Annotated in this window: 19 protein-coding genes; 9 read left to right on the top strand and 10 right to left on the bottom strand. The window is 73.1% G+C overall.

Annotation, left to right across the window (positions count from 1 at the left end; all coding sequences use genetic code 11):
• Positions 1-7: 7 nt before the first annotated feature.
• Positions 8-1,228 (bottom strand): tetratricopeptide repeat protein, encoded by a 1,221-nt coding sequence (locus KME75_RS16775; RefSeq protein ID WP_219415769.1) that lies wholly within the window; start codon positions 1,226-1,228, stop codon positions 8-10.
• Positions 1,229-1,266: 38 nt separating this feature from the next.
• On the opposite strand from KME75_RS16775, the gene KME75_RS16770 reads away from it, so the two are divergent.
• Positions 1,267-1,764 (top strand): hydrogenase maturation protease, encoded by a 498-nt coding sequence (locus KME75_RS16770; protein ID WP_219415768.1) that lies wholly within the window; start codon positions 1,267-1,269, stop codon positions 1,762-1,764.
• 5 nt (positions 1,765-1,769) lie between these two features.
• Here KME75_RS16770 and KME75_RS16765 read toward each other — a convergent pair whose 3' ends face one another.
• From KME75_RS16765 to KME75_RS45005, 4 genes are all read right to left on the bottom strand, one after another.
• Positions 1,770-1,958: a DUF1059 domain-containing protein gene (locus KME75_RS16765; protein WP_219415767.1), complete on the bottom strand. Its 189-nt coding sequence runs from the start codon at positions 1,956-1,958 to the stop codon at positions 1,770-1,772.
• A gap of 17 nt (positions 1,959-1,975) precedes the next feature.
• Complete coding sequence (locus KME75_RS16760) at positions 1,976-2,215, bottom strand: hypothetical protein (protein WP_219415766.1); 240 nt, start codon at positions 2,213-2,215, stop codon at positions 1,976-1,978.
• Positions 2,212-2,490: a hypothetical protein gene (locus KME75_RS16755; RefSeq protein WP_219415765.1), complete on the bottom strand. Its 279-nt coding sequence runs from the start codon at positions 2,488-2,490 to the stop codon at positions 2,212-2,214. The genes KME75_RS16760 and KME75_RS16755 overlap by 4 nt, the downstream gene beginning before the upstream one ends.
• 62 nt (positions 2,491-2,552) lie before the next feature.
• Complete coding sequence (locus tag KME75_RS45005; RefSeq protein WP_219415764.1) at positions 2,553-3,074, bottom strand: NifU family protein; 522 nt, start codon at positions 3,072-3,074, stop codon at positions 2,553-2,555.
• 61 nt (positions 3,075-3,135) lie between these two features.
• Between KME75_RS45005 and KME75_RS16745 the strand changes: the two genes are divergently transcribed.
• Together KME75_RS16745 and KME75_RS16740 are read left to right on the top strand one after the other, a co-directional pair.
• Positions 3,136-3,531, top strand: a complete 396-nt coding sequence (locus KME75_RS16745) for a helix-turn-helix domain-containing protein (protein ID WP_219415763.1) — start codon at positions 3,136-3,138, stop codon at positions 3,529-3,531.
• On the top strand, positions 3,531-3,914 hold the full coding sequence (locus KME75_RS16740; RefSeq protein ID WP_219415762.1) for a helix-turn-helix transcriptional regulator: 384 nt from the start codon (positions 3,531-3,533) through the stop codon (positions 3,912-3,914). The genes KME75_RS16745 and KME75_RS16740 overlap by 1 nt, the downstream gene beginning before the upstream one ends.
• Positions 3,915-3,922: 8 nt before the next feature.
• Here the strand turns inward: KME75_RS16740 and KME75_RS16735 are convergent, their stop codons facing one another.
• Positions 3,923-4,690, bottom strand: a complete 768-nt coding sequence (locus KME75_RS16735; RefSeq protein WP_219415761.1) for an ATP-binding protein — start codon at positions 4,688-4,690, stop codon at positions 3,923-3,925.
• 108 nt (positions 4,691-4,798) lie between these two features.
• On the opposite strand from KME75_RS16735, the gene KME75_RS16730 reads away from it, so the two are divergent.
• Positions 4,799-5,554: a nucleotide-binding protein gene (locus KME75_RS16730; protein WP_219415760.1), complete on the top strand. Its 756-nt coding sequence runs from the start codon at positions 4,799-4,801 to the stop codon at positions 5,552-5,554.
• Between the two features lie 10 nt (positions 5,555-5,564).
• Here the strand turns inward: KME75_RS16730 and KME75_RS16725 are convergent, their stop codons facing one another.
• The 3 genes from KME75_RS16725 to KME75_RS16715 are packed head-to-tail and all read right to left on the bottom strand — an operon-like array spanning position 5,565 to position 7,051.
• Positions 5,565-5,957 (bottom strand): ATP-binding protein, encoded by a 393-nt coding sequence (locus tag KME75_RS16725; protein ID WP_219415759.1) that lies wholly within the window; start codon positions 5,955-5,957, stop codon positions 5,565-5,567.
• Between the two features lie 21 nt (positions 5,958-5,978).
• Positions 5,979-6,296, bottom strand: a complete 318-nt coding sequence (locus KME75_RS16720; protein WP_219415758.1) for a nucleotide-binding protein — start codon at positions 6,294-6,296, stop codon at positions 5,979-5,981.
• Positions 6,293-7,051 carry a nucleotide-binding protein gene (locus KME75_RS16715; RefSeq protein WP_219415757.1) on the bottom strand — a complete coding sequence of 253 codons (759 nt, stop codon included), beginning with the start codon at positions 7,049-7,051 and terminating at the stop codon, positions 6,293-6,295. Before KME75_RS16715 ends, KME75_RS16720 begins: the two co-directional genes overlap by 4 nt.
• Positions 7,052-7,548: 497 nt before the next feature.
• Here KME75_RS16715 and KME75_RS16710 point away from each other — a divergent pair, with 497 nt between their 5' ends.
• From KME75_RS16710 to KME75_RS16690, 5 genes are read left to right on the top strand one after another with little or no spacing between them, the layout of a single operon-like run.
• A complete protein-coding gene (locus KME75_RS16710) occupies positions 7,549-7,917 on the top strand; it encodes an extracellular solute-binding protein (protein ID WP_219415756.1) in 369 nt (122 codons plus the stop codon).
• Positions 7,918-7,919: 2 nt separating this feature from the next.
• On the top strand, positions 7,920-8,558 hold the full coding sequence (locus KME75_RS16705) for an extracellular solute-binding protein (protein WP_219415755.1): 639 nt from the start codon (positions 7,920-7,922) through the stop codon (positions 8,556-8,558).
• Positions 8,555-10,183: an ABC transporter permease gene (locus KME75_RS16700; RefSeq protein ID WP_219415754.1), complete on the top strand. Its 1,629-nt coding sequence runs from the start codon at positions 8,555-8,557 to the stop codon at positions 10,181-10,183. Before KME75_RS16705 ends, KME75_RS16700 begins: the two co-directional genes overlap by 4 nt.
• Entirely contained in the window at positions 10,180-11,253 is a 1,074-nt protein-coding gene (locus KME75_RS16695) for an ABC transporter ATP-binding protein (protein WP_219415753.1), read from the top strand. The genes KME75_RS16700 and KME75_RS16695 overlap by 4 nt, the downstream gene beginning before the upstream one ends.
• Positions 11,254-11,284: 31 nt before the next feature.
• Positions 11,285-13,780, top strand: a complete 2,496-nt coding sequence (locus tag KME75_RS16690) for an AMP-binding protein (protein WP_308282836.1) — start codon at positions 11,285-11,287, stop codon at positions 13,778-13,780.
• Positions 13,781-13,879: 99 nt separating this feature from the next.
• Here KME75_RS16690 and KME75_RS16685 read toward each other — a convergent pair.
• Positions 13,880-14,448, bottom strand: a 569-nt coding sequence (locus tag KME75_RS16685) for a hypothetical protein (protein WP_219415751.1), incomplete at its 5' end; no start/stop codon positions are given.

The raw sequence follows: 14,448 nt of genomic DNA, 5'->3' as shown, positions 1-14,448 counted from the left end.
CGCGCGCTCACCGCCACGAGCGCGGCCCGCCGTGCTCGGCGGCCAGCGCCTCGAACGTCCGGGTCAGCCGATCCATCTGGGGAATGTGGTAGCGGGCGCACCCCCGCGCCACGAGCGACCGGACGCGCTCGACCTGGTCGGCGGGCCGGTCCCGCAGTGCGCGCAGCGTCGCAATCACCAGGGCGGTCATCGACGCGGGCGGCAGCTCCAGGAGGCCGCCGAGCCAGGTCGCCACGAGGTCCGCCGCCGTAGCCGGCCGCGCCACCACCCCGTCGACGAAGGCGTCGACGGCGGCCGCCCGGTCCGCCGGGGGCGCATCGCTCCAGCGCACGAGCTCCTCGCGCACCACCTGCGGCCATTGCTCCGCCGGCTCCAGATCGAGGACGTCGAGCAGGTCCCCCGGGCCGCGGCCGAGCCGCTGCAGGACCGCGTCGGCGGTCGAACGCACCGGTGCCGGCGCACCGGGCACGCCCAGGGCCTGGCGCGCGGCGAACCGGGCCCGGACCGGCTCGCCCGACCGCTCGTAGGCGAGCGCCAGGTTGGCCACGGCCATGGCGTGGCCCTCCGGGCGGACGCTGCGCGGGTGGGCGCCGGCTGCCCCGAGGAACGCCTCCACCGCTTCCCGCGGCGCGCCCTGCGCCAGGCGCGCGAGCCCGAGCGTGTTCAGGCTCGCGCCGAGCCCGGCGAGGTCGCGCCCGCACTCGGCGAGCGCGCCGGCGTCGGCGAGCACCCGGGCCGCGGCCTCGGCATCGCCCGCGGTCAGCAGGGCGGCGCCGAGCTCGCGGGCGGCGGCCGCGGCGGGCCCGGGTACCCGGTCGGCGTCCAGCAGTGTGCGGGCCTGCCGGAAGCAGTCGATGGCGTCCGCGCCGAGCTCCCGGCGCACCAGCCCCAGGTTGAACAGCGCCGCCCCACGCTCGAGCGGCAGCCCGGCCGCGGCGAACCCGGCGGCCGCCTGCTGGAAGTAGTCGGCGGCCGCACCGGGTGCACCCGCGGCCCGCAGTGCGGCGCCGCGCGCGTTGACCGCCTTCGCGCGCTCCACCCGGTCCGGCCCGAACAGCTCGGCCGCTACGGCCAGCGCGCGTTCCGCCTCGGCGAAGCGGCCGGCCTCGGTGAGGGCGCATCCGAGGTGGAAGCTCGCGGTGGCGTGCTGTATCGGGTAGTGGTCGGCCGGGTAGCGGGCCAGGCGGGCTGCCAGCTCCACGAACGGGGGCGGGCTCGCGGCCGTCATCGGGCACCCACCCCGCATGCACCTAATCTGGGCCCATCATGAACGTGATCGTGGCCGGGGTCGGCAACCTCCTGCGCGGCGACGACGGGTTCGGGGTCCTCGTCGCGCAGCGCCTGGCCGCGAGCGGCTCGCCGTCGGGCGTCCGGGTGCTGGACATCGGCATCGGTGGCATCCACCTGGTCCAGGAACTGCTGACGCCGGTGGACGTGCTCATCGTCGTCGACGCGGTCGAGCTGGGCCGCGAGCCCGGCACCGTCCTCGTCATCCGCCCGCAGGTCGCGGACCTCGCCGCCATGCCACAGACCCAGCGGCACGACGAACTCGCCGACATGCACTACGTCACCCCGGAGCGGGCGTTCCTGCTCGCCCGCGGGCTCGGCGTGCTGCCACCCGTGACCTGGCTGGTGGCCTGTCAGGCGACCCCGTCCGACCGGCCGGGGGCGGAGGTCTCGGCACCGGTGCTCGCCGCGCTTGACGTGGCCGCGGCACAAGTGCGCAGGCTGGTGCGCGAGGCCGGGGTGTCGTGGGAGGACTAGCTCAACTAGGCCGGCTCGGATCGCTTCGCCGAGGCGACGAGGTGATCGAGCAGTGTCTCGTTCGGCGTGCGGACCTTGTGCTTCTTCGCCAGGTGGTCGGTGAGCACCTTCCGCAGCTCCTCCTCGCTCTCGGCCTTGACCTCGCACCCGCACGTCACCGCCCCCGCCGCCGCACAGCTGAACTCGTAGCTCACCGGTTGCTCCTCACTGGTCATGCACCACCCACGATCGTGCCGAGCCGGTCGCGCACGGCGGCGAGATCCCCGTTGACCTCAGCGAGCACCGGTCCGAGCGGCTCGACACGCCGCCCGATCGCCCGCACACCGGCGTTGACGGTGCCGAGCGTCCGCATCGCGGAGCGCAGGACGACGAGATAGGCGATCAGGTAGGCCGCCACGGCGGCCAGCACGACGGCCACACCGACGATCGTCAGGACCGCGAAGACGGTCACGCCGATCGTCCTCCGAGGAGCCTCTCGACCGCCCCGCCGTAGCGCACCAGACCCATGCCCGCGCCCTTCACCAGGTCCCGGGTGTCGAGGAGGGCGGGTACCGGGTCGAGGTTGGCGGTGACCCCGACTCCGTGCTCGAGCACGTCATCGGCGTAGCGGCGGACCTCGGAGATCCGCCGGAACACCCGGTGGGCCAGCACGACCAGCAGCGGGGCGACGCCGAGGTACAGGACGACGAGACCGATGACCGACCACACCACGGAAGCGGCGCTCATATCCGCTCCTCTCACCGGAGGTGATGGGATACTAGATGCAGCCCACATCTAGTGGGAAGCGTTCATCCGCCACGGGGCACGATCGGGAGCAGCACCGCCCCCGGCGGCGGGTGCGCCGGCGCCGTCACGTCCTCCTCGACCTCCATCCGCAGGAACCCGGGGAAGCCGTCCTGCAGCGCCTCGTGCACCCCGCGCTGCAGCGTCTGGGCCGACGCCGTGCACCCGGCGCACGCCCCCGCGAGGCGCAGCCGGACCACGCCGCCTGACACATCCATCAGCTCGACCGTCCCGCCGTGCCCCTCGACGTACGGGCGGACGGCGTCCAGCGCCCGGTCTGCGGCCTGGCGCTCGTCAACCCCGGCACTGTAGGCGTCCAGCAGCCACGCGATCGCCGGGTCCGCCACACGCAGCCGCTCGAGCTCGTCGGGGCCGAGTGCGGCGGCGAGCCGGTCGAGCGCGAGACGGTGCACGGCGTCGATCCCGTCGAGCAGCTCGAACACCGGGGCGCGGACGTCCTCGTCCATCCCCTGGAGATGCCCGAGGAGCTCCTCGAGGCGATCCAGCAACGCCGCAAGATCTGGCACCTCCCGGACCCTACGCCGGTGCAGGACAACCGCATATAGTGATCGCGCGGAGGTGGATGCCATGGAGCGGCTGCCGGAACCGAAGTCCGAGGCGTTGCGGGCCCTGTACTGGCGGGATGAGATCCTCCAGCTGATGTTCTGGATCAAGGGCGAGGGTTTCGGCGACGAGGTCGATCCCGCGCTGCTCGAACGGTTCCTCGGCGTCGACGCCCAAGCCGGGCTGTCGTACCTGGACCGCCTGGTCGACGAGGGACTCCTGCACCGGTCGCCGCAGGTGCGCTACCAGCTGACCGAGAAGGGCCACGAGGTGGGGGAACGCGTGTTCACCGCGGAGTTCGCCGAGCTCACGAAGCCGGCGCACGGCGAATGCAGTGCTTCGTGCTGGTGCCGGCAGTCTCCCGACGAGGCCGAGGCCTGCGCGGAACGCCGCCTCGCCGGCCACCACGCGGAGCACTGATGGCGGCCGGCTCCGACGACATCGACGGCCTCCCCCGCGGACTCCCCCGCAAGTTCCTCCGTCCCTGCCTCCTCCTGCTGATCGCCGAGCAGCCCTCGCACGGCTACGACCTGCTGGAGCGGCTCGGCGAGATCGGCTACCAGCGCGCCGAACCCGGCGGGCTGTACCGCACCCTGCGGTTGATGGAGCAGGAAGGCCTGATCCAGTCGGACTGGGGAACGTCCCAGGTCGGGCCCCGGCGGCGCACCTACTGGCTCTCCGCGGACGGGCTCGACTGGTTGCACGCCTGGGCCGGGTCGATGCGCTACACGCAGCGGGTGCTCGACGGCTTTCTGTCCCGGTACGAGACGGTCGCCGAAACCGGCGCGCCGGAGCGCGAGTAAGTGCCGGTTCACACCGGCGTCGAGGCGTCCAATCTCTCGCTCAGCTGCCGCACGGCCTCGAGGACCCCTGTGGCGCCCGGGTCGCCCGCATCCACCAGCGGAACCGCACGGGCGTCGGCCGCCGTCACCGCGTCGCTCCACGGGATCACCCCGGCCAGGGGCAGCCCGTGACGGCCACAGAACTCCTCGATGGCCTCGCGGTCACCCGGCGACCGGACCTTGTTCGCGACGACCTCGACGCGCCCGATCGGCAGCTCGGCGGCGAGCTCGGCCTGCCGGCGAACCGACTCCAGCGAGCGGAAGTACGGCTCGGCGACCAGCAGTAACAGGTCGGCATTGCGTGCCGTGCCCCGCGCGAGGTGCTCGGGTGAGGCCTCCATGTCCACGATGGCGACGATCCCTTGCTCGGCGCCGAGGTCGGCGAGCAGCGCGCTGACGGTGGCGTGGCCGCCGCAGAGGCAGCCCTGCTCGGCGTGCTCGGGCATGCCCATGAGGAGGAGCCGTACGCCGTCGGGTCCGGCGACGGCGTACCGGGAGAGGACGGCGTCGACCGGCATGACCAGCGCCGGCGCGGTGATCCTGCGTGAAACGAGGTCGGCCGGCAGCCACGCCGCCGCTGCGGCCTGCCGGCGCATGCCGAGCGCGACGGCCAGGTTCGGGTTGGAGTCCGCGTCGATCGCGACCACGCGCCGGCCGGACCGGGCGAGCACCCGCGACAGCGTGGCGGAGATCGTGGTCTTACCCGCTCCGCCCTTCCCCGCCAACGCCACGATCACTGCGGATCCCGCCTTCCTGGTGGTGCAGCCGGCTAGTGGCTAGCGTCACATACCGGCCCGATCGCGGCTAGGGTGGGCGATCTCCTCGGCGAGGGAAAGGACACGACCGTGAAGCTCGGCATCGTCGGAAAGGGCGGAGTCGGCAAGACCACCGTCTCGGCACTGCTCGCCCGCTCCTACGCCGCGGACGGCGCCCGTGTGCTCGCCATCGACACCGATTCGAACCCCAACCTCGGGGTCTCGCTCGGCCTGTCGGTCGCCGACATGGAGAACGTCCCCGTCCTGCCGCGTGCCGTGATCGTCGGATCCGGCGGCGACCGCACGCCCGAGGAGCTGGTCCGCGACTACGGACGCATCACTCCGGCCGGGGTGTCCCTGCTCTCCGCCATCAAGGTCAGCGAAGCGGGCGCCGGCTGCATGTGCGGCGGTCACGCCACCGTACGCAGTCTTCTCGGGACCGCGCTCGAGGAGCACGCCGATGTCGCGATCGTCGACATGGAGGCTGGCCTGGAGCACCTGTCCCGGTCCGGCGGCACGCTCGCGCACGCCGACGTGCTGCTCGTCGTGATGGAGCCGACCCGCAAGTCCGTGCTCACCGCATCGCGCACGGCGGTACTCGCCGAGGAGCTCGGGATCCCGCGCACGGTGGCCGTCGGCAACAAGGCCCGCGACGCGTCCGACGCCGACTTCTTCCGCGCGGCCTGTGCGGAGTACGGCGTGCCGCTCGCCGGCGTGCTGCCCTACGACGCAGCCGTCGTGGCCGCCGATCTCGCCGGCGGAGTCGTCGACGCCGAGCAGGGCGTCGCTGTGCTGCGCGAGGTCGCCGCGCTGCGGCGCTTCCTCGACGGAGTCCCGGTGGCGTAGCGCCCGGCCCTCAGCGGGGCGCCAGCCGGTCAGCGATCTCGACCAGCGCACGCACGGCAGGGGCCCCCGGTTCCGCGTCCAGCGGCGCCACCCCGTCTCGCTCGGCACGGACGATCGCCTCGTCGTCGGGGACGACGAGCACGTCCTCGTCCGGGAAGGCCGCGCGGATGATCGCGAGATCACCGTCGCTGCCGACGCGGTTGGCGATCACGAAGATCGTGCCGAGCGCCTTGTCGCGGGCGAGCTCGGCCGCCCGGACGCCGACCTGCACGGCACGCGGGGTGGGCTCGACCACGACGAGAACCCCGTCGACCGCCTTCTCCTTCATTCTGGTCATCGTGCCGATGCCGGCTTCCAGGTCGGCGATCACGACCTGCCCGGCGAAGTCAACGGACCCGAGCAACTGCTCGGGAGAGAGCCCGCATCAAGGGCAGCCGGGCTCCGGGTTCTGCAAGGCGGTCACGACCGCCAGCCGCACGCCGTCCGGGCCATCGGATCCGAAGCGATCGACGAGCTCGTCCCAGCCCGGCGCATGCTCGGCGTCGCCGTCGTCGAGCGACTCACGCAGCGAGACCAACCGCTCGGTCTCCTGCTCGCCGAGGCCCAGCGAGATCCCGAGGTTCGGGTTCGTGTCGCAGTCCAACGCGACCACCGACGCACCGCCCCGGGCCAGCGCCCGCGCCACGGCGGCAGCGGTCGTCGTCTTGCCCGCGCCGCCCTTTCCGACCACTGCCAGCTTCACGATGTCCTCTCCCCTGCCACGGCATCAACCAGTTGCTCGACCGCCACCACTGCCGCAGCGTCCGGCACGGCGTCGATCGGCGCCTCACCCGCACGCTCGGCCGCGGCGAACTCGTCGTCCCAGGGCACGACGCCGATCACCTCGAGGCCCGTCCGATCCGTCACGTCGTCGACGTCCGACGCGCGGCGCACCCTGTTGACCACGGCGTAGATCCGCTCAGGCGCATGCTTTGCCTGGGCCAGGCGGGCGAGCTTGCGACCGGTGAGTAGTGCCTTCGCGGTGGGCTCCACCACGACCAGCACGGTGTCGGCGTAGCTGCCCCAGCCGAAGAACGGTTGACGGGTGCCGCCGGGCAGATCACCGACCAGGTGCCACGCGTCGACCGGGAGCTCGGCGAGGATCTGCCGGAACGCGAACTGCGAGCGGAAGTGATCCCGTCCCGAGCGAAGCTTGCCGAACTGCAGGAAATGCACGCCGTCCGGGCCCGGCACGGCGAACTGCGCCACCGCCTGCTCCGCCGCCAGCCCCGGCCGCAGGCGGAACCGCGGCCCTTTCTCGCCCTCGGCCCGCTCGACGACCGCATCCTCGGGAATCGCGGCGTCGTCGACCGGCATGCCGAGGCAGTACGCCAGACCCGGCATCGGATCGGAGTCGACGGCAAGCACCGGCTCACCGCGGCGAGCCAGCATCCGCGCGAACGTCCCGGCGACGGCCGACTTGCCGACACCGCCCTTGCCCACCAGCGCCACGCGCACGATGTGAAGGCTACCGGCCTAGAGGTTTCCGACATCTACGAGGGCGTGGAGCCCCCGACTAGGATTTCTCCCACCACGGATTCATCCCACCAGAAGCCCCACGCAACTGCCCAGTGTGCCAGCTCCGACGCCCCCGGTGAATGGAACGGGACTTCCGGCTGCGCATGGATGAGGCGCGCGAGCGGGGCCGCGCGGTCTCCTCGGCTCGCACCAGCTCGCGGAGATCGAGACGGATCGTTGAGCTGCGCCGGATGCGCCACACCGAGGCGGAGTGACCTGCTGATGGGCACCCGGCTCACGCGCGGCGTGGGCATGTCCCCGGGCGGGCGGCGGGCTGGACCTGCCACGGCGTCGAGCAGGCGGTGTCAAACCCTGGCGCGCCCCTCGTCCCGTCCCGAGCGTGCGTGCTGGCGGCCACCACTGCTTGACAGTGCATCGATTCGGAAAGCATGGTCTGCCTTCACTTCGCTGAGGCTGTGCAAACTCTTGGAGCTCGGATGCGCGTTCCCCTGCTGGCCGCGGCCTGCGCGCTGGTCCTGCTCGTCTCGGGCTGCGGGATCGGTGCTGCCGACGAGAACACGGTGCAGGTGTACTCGGGGCGGCACTACGACCTGGAGCAGGCGTTCGCCCGGTTCACCGAGGAGACCGGGATCGAGGTCAAGTTCCTGTCGGGCGGCGACGCCGAGATGCGGGAGCGGATCAAGGCCGAGGGCGAGGACACGCCTGCCGACGTGTTCATGACCGTCGACGCCGGGAACCTGTGGCTGGCCGAGCAGGAGGGGCTGCTGGCCCCGGCGAACTCCGCGGTGCTCGACGAGGTTGTGCCGGAGGGGCTGCGCGACCCGCAGGGTCACTGGTACGGCTGAGCATGCGCGTCCGCACGATCATGTACCACACCGGGCAGGCGGACCCGGCCGGCTTCGACTCCGCGGCCAGCTACGCCGGATTGGCCGACCCGCAGTGGCGCGGGCGCGTGTGCATGCGCACCGCGAACAGCTCCTACACGCAGTCCCTGGTGGCCAGCATGATCGACGAGTTCGGCTACGACCGGGCCCTGGAGATCGTGCGCGGCTGGGTGGCCAACGAGGTGCGGATCCTGCCCAACGATGTGGAGATCCTCGAGGACATGGCCGCGGGCGGCTGCGACGTGGGGATCACCAACCACTACTACCTGGCGCGGCTCATGGAGGAGCGCCCGGACATGCCGGTGGCCCCGTACTGGGCGAACCAGGAGGGCCGCGGCGTGCACGTGAACATCTCGGGCGCCGGCGTCCTGGCGAACTCCGACAACCCGGACCAGGCCCGGCGGTTCCTGGAGTGGCTGGCCACCGACGGCCAGAACGCCTTCGTGGACGGCAACCACGAGTTCCCGGTGAACCCGGCCGTCACCCCGGAGCCGGCGATCGCGCAGTGGGGCGAGTTCACCTACGAGCCGATCAACGCCGAGGCCTACGGGGCCCTCAACGCCGACGCGGTCCGGCTGATGGCCGAGGCCGGCTACCAGTGAGGACGCTCGCCCCGTCGGGCAGCAGGCGGGGGTGGCTGGTGCTCGTCGCCGCCGCCGCGGCGTGCGTGCTCGCGCCGGTGCTCGCCGTCGGTGTCGAGGGCCTGCTGCGCACTCCGGACGCGTGGTCGGCGCTAGGTACCGCGGCGATGCTGCGGATGATCGCGACGACCGTGCTGCTGATGGTTGCGGTGGCAGCGGGCACTCTGCTGCTCGGCGGGGGTTTGGCCTGGTTGGTCTCGGCCTACCGGTTCCCGGGACGGTCGCTGTTCGCCTGGCTGCTGGTGCTCCCGCTCGCGATGCCCGCCTACGTGCTGGGGTTCGTGTTCCTGTCGCTGCTGAACTTCGCGGGCCCGGTCCAGACCGCGCTGCGCGCCGCCTTCGGGCCGGGCGTGTGGGTGCCGGAGGTGCGTTCGCTGCCGGCGGCGGCGGTCGTGCTGTCGCTGTGCCTGTACCCCTACGTCTACCTGCTGGCCCGCGCCGCGCTGGCCGAGCAGGCCCCGGCCACCTACGAGGCCGCCCGCGCGCTGGGCGCTGGGCACGGCCGCGCGGCCTGGCGGGTGGTCGCGCCGATGGCCCGGCCGTCGCTGGCCGCGGGCGCGGCGCTGGTGATGCTGGAGACGCTCACCGACTTCGCGACGGTCCAGTACTTCAACGTGCAGACCGTGTCGGTGGCGGTCTACCAGGTGTGGAAGGGCAGCTTCGACCGGGAGGCGGCCGCCGGGTTGTCGACGGTGGTGTTGCTGTTCGCGCTGCTGGTCATCGCGGGCGAGCGCGGGCTGCGCGGCCGAGCGCGGTTTCACCAGCGCGGCGGGCGGGGCCGGGGGCTGCCCACCGTCACGCTGAGCGGCTGGCGTGCGGGCGCGGCCAGCGCGGTGTGCGCGGCGGTGCTCGGCGCAGCGTTCGCCGTGCCGATCGCCCGGCTGGTCACCTGGTCGATCACGGCCACGGTGGACCGTCAGGTCGGGCTCGCGCGGTTCGCCGGGAACCTCGGCAACGCGCTGCTGCTGGCCGGGGTCGCGGCCGCGGGGTGTGTCGGGATCGCCCTGATCGTCACGCACGGGGCGCGGATGGTCGGCGGCAGGCCGGTCGCGGTGGCGGCCGGGCTGACCACGGCCGGGTACGCGGTGCCCGGCGTGGTGGTCGCGATCGGGGTGCTCGTGGTGTTCGCGGGGCTGGACGACGGTCTGGAGGCGCTCGGCGTGCCGGGCGGGACCGGGCTGATCGCCACGGGCTCGGTGCTCGGGATCTGCTACGCCTACCTCGTCCGGTTCCTCGCGCTGGGCTACCAGGGAGTGGATGCCAGCCTGGCTAAGGTGAGCCCGGCGATGAGCGCGTCGGCGCTCTGTCTGGGGGCGAGCCCGCGCCGGGTGCTGACCCGGGTGCATCTGCCGCTGGCCCGGACGGGAATCGGAGTGGCCGCCGTGTTGGTGCTCGTCGACGCGCTGAAGGAGCTGCCGATCGTGTTGCTGTTGCGCCCGTTCGGTTTCGAGACGCTGTCGGTCTGGGTCTGGCAGCTGGCGTTCGAGAACTTCTGGGAGGCCGCCGCGCTGCCCGCGTTGACGATCGTCGCGGTGGCGGTACTCCCGGTGCTGCTGCTGACACGCACCACCAGGTTGCCGCGATGACCGGGGAGAACGTGCTCGTGCTCGACGGGGTCGTCAAGCGCTACGGGCGGGTCGAGGCGGTCGCCGGGGTGAGCCTGCGGATCGGGGCGGGCGAGCTGGTGACCATGGTCGGCCCGTCGGGCTGCGGGAAGTCGAGCCTGCTGCGGCTGGTCGCCGGCCTCGAGCGGCCCGACGCCGGCGAGGTCCACCTCGCCGGCCGGACGGTCGCCGGACCGCGGACGTGGGTGCCGCCGGAGCGCCGCCGCGTCGGCATCGTGTTCCAGGACCACGCGCTGTTCCCGCACCTCACGGTCGCGGGCAACGTCGCGTTCGGCCTCGACGGCGCGCCCACCGCGGGGCGGCGGGCCCGGGTGACGGACGTGCTGGACCTGGTCGCGCTGGGCCATCTCGCCGAGCGGTACCCCCACGAGCTGTCCGGCGGGGAGCAGCAGCGCGTGGCGCTCGCCCGGGCACTGGCGCCCGAACCCGACGTCCTGCTGCTCGACGAGCCCTTCTCCAACCTCGACCGGGCGCTGCGGCTGCAGGTCCGCGCCGAGACGGTCGCGATCCTGCGGGCCACCCGCACGACCGCGGTGTTCGTCACCCACGACCAGCCCGAGGCGCTCACCGTCGGCGACCGGGTCGTGGTGCTGCGCGGCGGGCGGATCCAGCAGGCCGGCGACCCGCAGACGGTGTTCCACGCGCCGGCGAACCACTTCGTGGCGACGTTCATGGGCGACGCGGACTTCCTGCCGGCCCACCGCGACGGGTCGTCGCTACACACGGAGATCGGCACCGTGCCCGGTGATCCGGACGGGACGGGCGACGCGCTCGAAGTGGTGCTGCGGCCGCACGAGGTGGCACTGCAGCCCGACGCCGCCGGCGCGGCGACCGTGGTCGGGCGCGAGTTCCTCGGCGCCTTCCACCTCGTCACCGTGCAGCTGCCCTCCGGGCGGTCGCTGCGGTCGCTGCAGCCGCACACCGTCACGTTCGACCCAGGCGACCGGGTCGCCGTGAACCTCACGATCGGCCACCGGCCGGCCGTCCTGCCCGCGCGAGCGGCAGGCGGCGCGGTCCCGGCCCGCACCTGAGATGGGTGCCCCATCATGGGCGACCGGCAGAGTGCACACGGTCGTCGCCCCAGCCGGAGTGCCCTTCGCCCGCGACCTGCGCCGGCACGGCGGCCGTCCGGCCGCCGTGGCACCGGACGGAACCACGCTCACCTACCGGGAGCTCGCCGACCGGGTCGAGACGGTCGGCGAGGTCCTCGGCCCCACGCCGCGGCTCGTCCTGGTCGCAGCGGGCACGGACGTCGACCCGCTCGTCACCTACCTGGCCGCGCTGCGCGGCGGGCATCCCGTCCTACTCACGGCGTGCGACCGGCTGGACACGCTGGCCGCCGCCTACGACCCCGATATCGTCCTCGCGCCGTCGGGCGCGGGCTGGGAACTGCGCGAGCGGCGCCCCGGGACGGCGCACGATCTGCACCCCGACCTGGCGCTGCTGCTGTCGACGTCGGGCTCGACGGGCTCGCCGAAGCTGGTCCGGCTGTCGGCAGCCGGAGTACAGGCCAACGCCGAATCCATCACCGAGTACCTCGACATCCGCGACACCGACCGCGCGGCGGCGATGCTGCCGCTGCACTACTGCTACGGACTGTCGGTGGTGAACAGCAACCTGCTGCGCGGGGCCGCGGTCGTACTCACCGACCGGTCGGTCGTGGACCCGGCCTTCTGGGCGAACGCCCGCGCGCACCGGGTGACGAGCCTGCACGGGGTGCCCCACACGTTCGAGCTGCTCGAGCGCGCCGGTTGGCCGGAGCTGGCGTCGCTGCGCTACGTCACGCAGGCGGGCGGGCGCCTCGCCCCGGACCGGGTGCGCTCGCTCGCCGAGCGCGGCGCCGCCGAGGGCTGGTGGTTCTACGTCATGTACGGGCAGACCGAGGCGACGGCCCGGATGGCCTACCTGCCCCCGGAGCTGGCCGCATCCCGGCCCGGCGCGATCGGCATCGCCGTACCCGGCGGAGAGCTGGCGCTCGCCCCGCTCTCCGACGGCGACGACCTCGACGACCCGGCGTGCGGGGAGCTGATCTACCGCGGGCCCAACGTGATGCTCGGCTACGCCGACGGGCCCGGCGACCTCGCGCTCGGCCGCACCGTCGAGGAGCTCGCGACCGGCGACCTCGCCCGCCGCGACCCGGACGGGATCTACGAGCTGATCGGGCGCCGCAGCCGATTCGTCAAGCTCTTCGGGCTGCGCATCGACCTGGACGGCGTGGAGCGGTTCCTCGCCGGGGACGGCGTGACCGCCGCCTGCGCCGGCGACGACACCCGGCTCGTCGTCGCCGTGACCGGGCCCGACCCCGAACCGGTGGCGACGGCCGCGGCCGCATACCTCGGGCTGCCGGGCGGCAGCGTCGTCGCCGTGGCAGTACCGGAATTGCCCCGCCTGCCCTCCGGCAAGGTCGACCATGCCGCCGTCGCCGCCCTCGGGCGCACGGTGGCGTCTGCGCGTCGGCGCCCCCGCGACGCGTCGGTCCGCGCGGTGTTCGCCCGGGTGCTGCGCTGCCCCGACGTCCCCGGCAACGCGACGTTCGCGAGCCTGGGCGGCGACTCGCTGAGCTACGTGGAGATGTCACTGGCCCTCGAGGACCTGCTCGGCCACCTCCCCGCCGACTGGCCCACCCGCAAGGTGGACGAGCTGGAGGGCTCGGGCCGGCGCCGCCGACGGGGCACCGCGGTGGAGACAACCGTCGTACTGCGAGCCGTTGCCATCGCGCTGATCGTGAGTTCCCACGTCGGGCTGCTCGCGGTCGCCGGCGGGGCGCATCTGCTGCTCGCGCTCGCCGGATGGTCATTCGCGCGGTTCGCGCTGCTCGAGGGCCCGGTGTCAATCCGCCTGATCCGCAGCGGAGTGCGGATCGCTGTGCCCACCGTCGCATGGGTCGCCTGGCGTGCCGCCACCCAGGACGACGTCGGGCTGCACAACGTCCTGCTCGTCAACTTCCTGCTCGATCCCGGCACGTGGGGCTACTGGTTCATCGAGACCCTGCTGCAGATCCTCGTCGTGCTCGCCGTGCTGTTCGCGATCCCAGCCGTGCGCCGATGCGAGCGACGCCTGCCGTTCGCCTTCGCGCTGGTAGCTCTCGCGCTCGCCCTGACAGCGCAGCAGCTCGGCCTCCCGGACAACGAGTACACCGACCGGTTCTTCAGCCCGCACACCGTGCTCTGGATCTTCGTGCTGGGCTGGCTGGCCCAACGGGCCGCCGCGATGTGGCAGAAGGCCGCCGTCGCAGGCCTGACGCTCCTGCTCATCCCGGGCTTCTTCGACGACCCGGTACGCGGCGCCGTGGTCGCGGCCGGCCTCCTGCTGGCGCTGGCCGTACCCCGAGTGGTCCTGCCGCGCATCGCCGCCCGCACCGTCGGGCTGCTGGCCGCAGCATCGCTCTACATCTACCTCACCCACTACGCAGTGCAGCCCGCGCTGCTGCCGCACCTGCCGGTGGCCGTGGTGGCGGCCGCCTGCCTGGCCGTCGGCGTGCTGGCCTGGCTCGCCGTCGACCACTTCACTCGCCTGGTGGGAGCGGCGCTGCGCGGCTCATGGCGCCGGGCGGCGTGAGCGGAACACGACGGGCATGAAATGGGTGCGACCACAAGATCGCCACACGCTAGGTGAGCTAGGACCGACGAAGTCGGTTTGATCGAGTCAAGTTTGGGTTCATGCGGCGAATCCGGCCTCCTGGGTGTGTCGGTCGAGGGCTCGCTGGTAGTCGCGGGCCGCGGTGCGCAGGGCGCTTGGGGCAGGCGGGTCGGGGTCGGTGAGCTGGGCCAGGCCGGGCTGCAGCAGCCGGGTCTGGAGGTGGGTGAGGAGCATGGCGTGGTGCAGGCCGGTGTCGGTGACGCGGTAGCGGTGGCTGCCGGGGACACGGCTGATCAGGCCGTGGGCGCGCAGGCGGCGTAGGTCGTAGCTGGCCTGACCGGCGCTGATGTCATCGGCGGTCTTGCTGAGTAGCCCGGCGAGCAGGCCGCGCAGGTCGCGGTTGCGGAACCCGTGCGGAAGCAATCGGAACATCAACAGTGCCTGCCGGAGCGCGTGGGCGCGCCGGTCGCCCTGGCGCAGCCCGGGGATGTGCTGCCCGTCCTCGGTGACGATCGGGTCGTGCACGGCGGTGAACGCCTCGGCGGCGCGGATCGGGTTGTGGCTGAGTCGTTGGGCACCCAACAGGCGCCTGTTGGCGGAGAAGCCGATCTCCCGCAGCGCGGGCAGATGGGTCAGCCGTTTCCGGA

It is taken from the genome of Pseudonocardia nigra (assembly GCF_019396355.1).
Lineage (GTDB): Bacteria > Actinomycetota > Actinomycetes > Mycobacteriales > Pseudonocardiaceae > Pseudonocardia > Pseudonocardia nigra.
This window is presented reverse-complemented; position numbering and strand designations above follow the sequence as displayed.

Coding starts and splice junctions, on each gene's coding strand:
- KME75_RS16775 (WP_219415769.1), bottom strand. CDS start 1,228: ATGACGGCCGCGAGCCCGCCCCCGTTCGTGGAGCTGGCAGCCCGCCTG.
- KME75_RS16770 (WP_219415768.1), top strand. CDS start 1,267: ATGAACGTGATCGTGGCCGGGGTCGGCAACCTCCTGCGCGGCGACGAC.
- KME75_RS16755 (WP_219415765.1), bottom strand. CDS start 2,490: ATGAGCGCCGCTTCCGTGGTGTGGTCGGTCATCGGTCTCGTCGTCCTG.
- KME75_RS16745 (WP_219415763.1), top strand. CDS start 3,136: ATGGAGCGGCTGCCGGAACCGAAGTCCGAGGCGTTGCGGGCCCTGTAC.
- KME75_RS16740 (WP_219415762.1), top strand. CDS start 3,531: ATGGCGGCCGGCTCCGACGACATCGACGGCCTCCCCCGCGGACTCCCC.
- KME75_RS16710 (WP_219415756.1), top strand. CDS start 7,549: ATGCGCGTTCCCCTGCTGGCCGCGGCCTGCGCGCTGGTCCTGCTCGTC.
- KME75_RS16705 (WP_219415755.1), top strand. CDS start 7,920: ATGCGCGTCCGCACGATCATGTACCACACCGGGCAGGCGGACCCGGCC.
- KME75_RS16695 (WP_219415753.1), top strand. CDS start 10,180: ATGACCGGGGAGAACGTGCTCGTGCTCGACGGGGTCGTCAAGCGCTAC.